Source organism: Staphylococcus sp. EG-SA-2, assembly GCF_017152085.1.
Genome location: NZ_JACYHC010000284.1, coordinates 1 through 7276 on the forward strand (window position 1 = coordinate 1; position 7276 = coordinate 7276).

Here is a 7276-nt window from a genome sequence, read left to right on the forward strand (position 1 = left end):
AGAGGAATTATATTAAAATTTGGCATTGACGTAGTAGGTCATTAATAAAGAAAAAGCAGGAAGTGGGTCAACGAAATGAATTTTGTGAAAATAACATTTCTGTCCCAATCCCTACTATATAACATTATTTTAAACGAGGCATGCGATTACGGAAGAATAAGCTTATAACAAGTAAACCGATGCTACAGCCCAGTAAAATGATGCCGTTATGAATAGCGTCAGCTTCTGTAATCACTTGATCTGGTGGTACATTTAAATAATATTTTTTTAAAGCATCTGCAATTTCTTGTGCGAGTGTTTTAATAATATAACTGAAATACAAAGTAATGACTAACATAATTGTTAACACTAAAATATTTACTACTTTTAGAACTGTGCGATTAAATACAATTGTCAGTATTGTTATGACTAGGCTAACGATACATAGAATAAAGAAACCGTTAAAGACTAAAATTAAGCGATCGATTCCTTGTTGTAAATCATTGATATTACCCAAATTAATATTTAATTGATGCATTTTTCCAATTGTCTCGTTAAAATTTTTAATGCCATCAAAATCTACAGATTCTTTGGTGAAGACAATATTAAAAATGGGTTGTTTCCACATGCTGTATCCAGCGATTGCGGTTAATATAACAACAATGATTTGAATAATCATGCTTACCAATGAACGTTTTTTCTTACCATATCGCTTACCACGATGAATATTCGGTTGTTGAAATGTCTCATCAAATGGTTCTAATCGTTGATTTGGATTTGTCATGCAAGGCACCTCCGTATAAAGTTCTTTTCTTTACTTATCAATATGTCTAGTTGTCTGTTATAATGATGAAAAATCACTGTTCAATTGTAGTCTTAAATTTGAAAGTGAAAAAGAAAATATCTTCTACATTATATACTTTTTTTGGCAAAGAATGTAGGGGATAGACAATCATTGGATACATAAAATATATAAAGGTAGGTTAAGACATTGATTAGAAACCGTGTTATGAATAGCGTTGTCAATAAATATTTGCTTCACAATCGCTCGATTATGTTTAAAAATGATCAAGATGTTGAAAGATTTTTTTATAAAAGAGAAATTGAAAATAGAAAAAAACATAAGCAGCCTTCAACATTAAATGTTAAAGCAAATTTAGAAAAATTATCATTAGATGATATGCAAGTCTTTCGCTTTAATTTCAGACATCAAATTGATAAGAAAATTTTATATATTCACGGTGGATTCAATGCACTACAACCATCACCGTTCCATTGGAGATTGTTGGATAAAATCACTTTAAGTACATTATATGAGGTTGTACTGCCTATCTATCCAAAGACACCAGAGTTTCATATTGACGATACTTTCCAAGCGATACAACGTGTTTATGATCAATTAGTATCTGAAGTAGGACATCAAAATGTCGTAGTCATGGGTGATGGTTCAGGTGGTGCACTGGCATTATCCTTTGTACAATCTCTTTTAGATAATCAACAGCCATTACCGAATAAATTGTATTTAATCTCACCAATTTTAGATGCAACACTATCTAATAAAGATATTTCGGACGCCTTAATCGAACAAGATGCGGTTCTAAGTCAGTTTGGTGTCAATGAGATTATGAAAAAATGGGCGAATGGCCTACCATTAACAGATAAGCGCATATCGCCAATTAATGGCACAATAGAAGGATTGCCACCAGTTTATATGTTTGGTGGTGGACGTGAAATGACACATCCTGATATGAAGCTATTCGAACAAATGATGTTGCAACATCATCAATACATTGAGTTTTATGATTATCCTAAGATGGTACATGATTTTCCAATTTATCCAATTAGACAATCACATAAAGCTATTAAACAAATTGCCAAATCGATAGATGAGGATGTAACACAAAATAACTAATAACATACAATTGACCCAGTTACGATTTCATGCAAGATGATATTTGACATGAAAACGTAATTGGGTTTTGTTTTTGAAAATATAGCAAGGGTTATATAGACTAATTGTTAATGAGCTTCTGAGTGAAAATCACCAATAAGTGTATTGATATGTGTGATGATAAAGTATTGCCCTTTAATTTGATAAAATTGATCTAAAAAATTATCGAATTGACGTGGAATATCACTAAGTTCTGCAAAGTTAGCTGTTTTATCATAATTGCGATGAGTAACCTCATTTTGAAATTTATCATAATCTTCTAGGAAATGTTGATCTTCAAGCTGCTGTTCCACAATAGTCATAATATTATCGATGGCTTGCTTTTGTCCTTGAACATAAGCCATATGAACGCCACGCTTAAGTAGCTGATTTGCTGGTCCGTTAATGTATAACCCTTTTTGTGCATTTAATTCTGTTAATTCAAACTTAACATCATCTAATAAATCTAGTAATTCAATATGAATCTTTTGTTGTAATGCATCTGTCATTTTAATGCTCCTTTGTGTGGAATTGCTATTTTATGTCCTAATTGTTCAGGCCAAGTGATAGTTGGTTGATTTTTATAATAGTGTGCTATTTGTGTTGAGAATGATTCAGGAAAAGCATCAGAACGACGTGTGTGCTGATTAATTCCCATCATCATTACTTCATTTGTTGATGCTAGTGTACCATCTTCTTTAGTTAATGTTAAAAATAAATGCAACCGCTTATAATCGTAATCATAAATATATAAAGTAACAGTAAATACATCGCCAAGAGACAATTCTGAGAGGTATGTCGTATGTTCTTCTAGTGTAAATAGTGTATATGCTAAATTTTCGCGTTCTTTTAAAGAAAGACCGTGGCTGTAATTAAAACGATTCACGACGTCACTAAAAATGATATTATAATTTGCATCATGCATATGATTGTTATGGTCAATGAATTCAGATGTTACGGTTTGAGTATGTGTAAAAAGTTGTTTGATAATAACCATCTCCTTAGTGACTATCATACTAAAATAAATTAAGACATACACGTTATTTAATTCATGATAAAATAATAGAGAATTCGTTATTTAGGGGGAGTATCGATGGCTTTAAAGATACGGTATCAAACTACATATGAACCGTTTAAAGTAGTTGATGATATCAAAGAGATACCAAAAGATGCGACTATTGTTTGGTATGATTTTGATGAACCGAATGAACAAGAAAATGAATGGTTTAAAGCACATTTTAATTTTAATGATTTAGAAGTGGATGATGCAATTAACGGTATGCCACGAGCTAAATATAAATCTTATAAAGATTATCAATACTTAGTATTTCATAGTATTATGGGGTCAAACTATTCACCAATAGCACTAAATATTTTTATACAAGACAATGTATTAGTAACATATCATCATCAAACGTTGGAATCATTAAATAAAGTAGTCTATAAGTATATGAATACATTAGATGCAGAATTAGATTGTGCAGATGTCGTCATATTAATTTTAGATATGATGGTTGATAAATATTTCAACTTTGTATATGCACTTGAAGATAGTGTTTATCATTTTGAAGACCGCCATGTAGATGATCGCTTTAATAAAATGGTCATGGATAGTGTCTTTAAGTTACGTTCGGATTTGATTAAAGTAAAACGTGTACTGTTTCCTATGCAAGAGCTAATTGATACAATGAAACAAAATGGTGATTTGATTATAGATAATAAACATTCGCTATACATTCAACATATCGATGACCACTTGATTAAGCAACGTAATATCATTCGTACTGCTCAAGAAATGACAAACGAAATACGAGAAAATTTTGAGTCATACACGTCATTTAGAATGAATAGTATTATGCAAGTATTAACGTTAGTATCAGTTATATTTTCACCGTTAACATTCATAGCTGGGATTTATGGTATGAACTTTGTAAATATGCCGGCATTACATTTACATTATGGATATTATATTTGCTTAGCTGTAATGTTTGTTATAGCTGTCGTATTAATCATCTTTTTCAGACGTAAAAAATGGTTTTAAATTAGAAATGACGAAAAGGTAGGTTTAATCATGAGTGATTTTCAAAGAGAACAGAGAAAAAATGAACATGTTGAAATAGCAATGGCCCAATCTGACGCAATGCATTCAGATTTTGATAAGATGCGTTTTGTGCATCATTCTATCCCATCAATTAATGTAAATGATATCGATTTGACATCACAGACGCCTGACTTAACGATGGCATATCCGATTTATATTAATGCAATGACGGGTGGTAGCGAGTGGACGAAAAACATCAATGAAAAGCTAGCTGTAGTTGCAAGAGAAACTGGCTTAGCGATGGCAGTTGGATCAACACATGCGGCACTGAGAAATCCACGCATGGCTGAGACGTTTACGATTGCGCGAAAAATGAATCCTGAAGGCATGATTTTTAGCAATGTTGGTGCGGACGTACCAGTAGAAAAGGCTTTGGAAGCAGTTGAATTACTTGAGGCACAAGCGTTACAAATCCATGTTAATTCTCCTCAAGAATTAGTTATGCCTGAAGGGAATCGTGAATTTGTGACTTGGTTAGATAATATAGCGTCGATTGTATCACGAGTGTCTGTTCCAGTCATTATAAAAGAAGTTGGATTTGGTATGAGCAAAGAATTAATGCATGACTTACAACAAATAGGCGTCAAGTATGTCGATGTTAGTGGCAAAGGTGGTACTAACTTTGTAGATATTGAAAATGAACGTCGTGCAAATAAAGATATGGATTACTTATCATCATGGGGACAGTCTACAGTTGAGTCATTACTTGAAACAACGGCTTATCAAAGCGAAATTTCAGTTTTCGCGAGTGGTGGTTTACGTACACCACTCGATTCAATTAAAAGTTTAGCACTTGGTGCAAAGGCAACTGGTATGTCACGTCCGTTTTTAAATCAAGTTGAAAATAATGGCATTGCACATACAGTAGCTTATGTAGAATCATTTATTGAACACATGAAATCAATAATGACGATGTTAGATGCTAAAAATATTGACGACTTAACACAAAAACAAATCGTATTTAGTCCGGAAATAATGTCATGGATAGAACAACGTAGCTTGAATATACATCGAGGATAAATAAAAGAGGAGGCGGAGGCGGAGGCCTCCTCTTTTATTTATGAGTTTGGTGTTTAACTAAACCATTGAATGAATCCCATAATGACTATAACACCAATTAAATCGATTAAGAATGCACCAACAATAGGTACAACTAAATATGCTTTAGGTGAGTTTCCATATTTTTTAGTAATAACATCTAAATTTGCCATGGCATTTGGCGTTGCACCAAGCCCATGCCCGATAAAACCACCTACCATTACTGCAGCATCATAATCTTTTCCTAAACCTCTAAATAAAATTAAAACAGCAAATAAAATCATAACGACAACTTGAACTAAAACGATAATAATAAGAGGTATAGCAAGTTTATAAATTTCGATTAATTGAATGCTCATTAGCGCAAGAGATAAGAAAATACCTAATGCGACATCGCCAATTTGATTAGTAATTTTTAAATCTACAATATTAAAATTAAAACTTTCAGAGATATTTCGGACGATAACAGCTACAAATAATGAGCCAACGTAAATTGGAACATTAATCCCTGTTTGAGCTGTAAACAAATGACTGAAATAACTTCCAACTGCCATACAGAATACAACGATTGTAAATTGAATGAAGAATACTTCAGTGGCATTAAATTTACTATGTAAATGTTCGTTATATGCTACTTGGCTATAATCTTTAAATGTATCGTCACTATGTTGAGGCTTTAAGTTATAACGTTTGATTAAATATTTTACAACTGGACCACCGATAAGCCCTCCAAATACAAGACCTAAAGTTGCAGCTGCAAGAGCCGCTGTCAGTGCCGAATCAATACCTAAATCTTGAATTGTCTTACCATAAGCAGCAGCATTACCATGACCGCCTTCCATAGACATGGAACCTGCTGTTAATCCTAGTAACGGTTTAATATTTAATACTTTTGCTAGTGATACACCAACTATGTTTTGAATGACTGAAATGATAGCACAAAACATAAAGTATAATAGCAAGACTTTGCCACCTAATTTAAATAATTTCAATGATGCACCAAGACCGATTGTCGTAAAGAATGCTAACATGAAGAAATCTTGAATGAATGAAGCATCTAATTTAATCTTAACCATGCCAAATGAATCCAAAGCCGCAACTAAAATAGCAAAGATTAAGCCGCCAATCACTGGTGCTGGTATACAAATGCGTTTCAAAAAATTAACGTGATTAACGATAGCTGTACCAAGTAAGTAAAGTATACAGGCTAAACATAATGTTGTAATTGCATTAAGTTCTATCATTTTCAAATCCCCCTTGTTGAATATCCCTCTCCCTAAATAAGCTTTTATATGTAAGCGTTATAAAAGGGCACTTTTAACATTATACATGCAACAAATCAATATTTCTAGTTTTTGAAAATAATATCAATAATATTAATGCATCTAAATTTAATAATTATAAATAATTCTATTGTTATATTTTATAATTAAGAACAAGTTCAAAAAGAGGAGATGAATCAAAAAATATGATGGACAAAAAAACAATCAACCCATCCGCATGTTGGCGGCACGATTGATTGACTTATAAGGAGATAGATTTCATTTTCATGATAGTAATCAATGAAAGATGGCATTTATTTCCAAGTATCTTCGGGAAACATACAATCTGATTTACGCATGCGAGACACAAATGGATTACCTTTCACTGTGTAACGTAAAGATTTATGTGTCCAATCACCTTTATTTGGAATACCGATTCGTGGACTAGCAATAATATCTTTAGGATATTTACGATTCTTAGTATCAATAGACAATCTACAGTCATTTAACGTAGCGCCATCGATAGCCCGTGGAATGTTAAATGCCTTAGTCCATTTTCCTGGGCCATTCGTTACCTCGTAGCCTTTCTTACCTCTGTTACGGAACATAGCGGATAAACCTTCTTCTGGTTCAATTGCGCGTATAAGTACGCCTTCAGGTATACCTTCAGATTTTGTTACAAAATTAATGAGTAAATGCGTATGCATGACATGTGCATAAATTGTACCACCACGTTTATATAATGACGTGACTTTAGGTGTTATTTTACCGCCATAGCCATGAGCCGCACGATCATTCAAACCTAAGTAAGCTTCCGTTTCCACGATGTAGCCTGTATACGTTTGAGTGGTATCCTGATAAATCACTTTGACACCTAATAAGTTTTTAGCAATTTGTCTTGTATCATTATTAACGAAATCCATAATATTCTCCTCGCAATTATATGATTAAATTAAATAAAAATGA

8 protein-coding genes are annotated in these 7276 nt (G+C 32.8%); 3 read left to right on the top strand and 5 right to left on the bottom strand.

The genetic code is table 11. The annotated features are described in order from the left end of the window. Nucleotides 1–124: 124 nt before the first annotated feature. The gene (locus IDG60_RS02730; protein ID WP_000184229.1) at nt 125–763 is read right to left on the bottom strand and encodes a hypothetical protein; all 639 of its coding nucleotides are present in this window, start codon (nt 761–763) and stop codon (nt 125–127) included. A 207-nt stretch (nt 764–970) separates the two neighbouring features. Between IDG60_RS02730 and IDG60_RS02735 the strand changes: the two genes are divergently transcribed. Beyond that, nucleotides 971–1891, top strand: a complete 921-nt coding sequence (locus IDG60_RS02735; RefSeq protein WP_000620864.1) for an alpha/beta hydrolase fold domain-containing protein — start codon at nt 971–973, stop codon at nt 1889–1891. A 107-nt stretch (nt 1892–1998) separates the two neighbouring features. On the opposite strand, the gene IDG60_RS02740 is transcribed toward IDG60_RS02735, so the two are convergent. Both IDG60_RS02740 and IDG60_RS02745 read right to left on the bottom strand, forming a co-directional pair. Then, nucleotides 1999–2418 carry a hypothetical protein gene (locus tag IDG60_RS02740; protein ID WP_000128655.1) on the bottom strand — a complete coding sequence of 140 codons (420 nt, stop codon included), beginning with the start codon at nt 2416–2418 and terminating at the stop codon, nt 1999–2001. Continuing rightward, nucleotides 2415–2906, bottom strand: coding sequence for a thioesterase family protein (locus tag IDG60_RS02745; protein WP_000234727.1), 492 nt, complete (start codon nt 2904–2906; stop codon nt 2415–2417). Before IDG60_RS02745 ends, IDG60_RS02740 begins: the two co-directional genes overlap by 4 nt. A gap of 96 nt (nt 2907–3002) precedes the next feature. On the opposite strand from IDG60_RS02745, the gene corA reads away from it, so the two are divergent. Together corA and fni are read left to right on the top strand one after the other, a co-directional pair. After that, on the top strand, nt 3003–3950 hold the full coding sequence (gene corA / locus IDG60_RS02750) for a magnesium/cobalt transporter CorA (protein WP_001185431.1): 948 nt from the start codon (nt 3003–3005) through the stop codon (nt 3948–3950). 30 nt (nt 3951–3980) lie between these two features. Next, nucleotides 3981–5030 (top strand): type 2 isopentenyl-diphosphate Delta-isomerase, encoded by a 1050-nt coding sequence (gene fni / locus IDG60_RS02755; RefSeq protein WP_103182710.1) that lies wholly within the window; start codon nt 3981–3983, stop codon nt 5028–5030. 53 nt (nt 5031–5083) lie between these two features. On the opposite strand, the gene gltS is transcribed toward fni, so the two are convergent. After that, a complete protein-coding gene (gene gltS / locus IDG60_RS02760) occupies nt 5084–6292 on the bottom strand; it encodes a sodium/glutamate symporter (protein WP_000571591.1) in 1209 nt (402 codons plus the stop codon). A gap of 332 nt (nt 6293–6624) precedes the next feature. Beyond that, nucleotides 6625–7233, bottom strand: coding sequence for a DNA-3-methyladenine glycosylase (locus IDG60_RS02765; protein WP_000348300.1), 609 nt, complete (start codon nt 7231–7233; stop codon nt 6625–6627). Between the last annotated feature and the right edge of the window lie 43 nt (nt 7234–7276).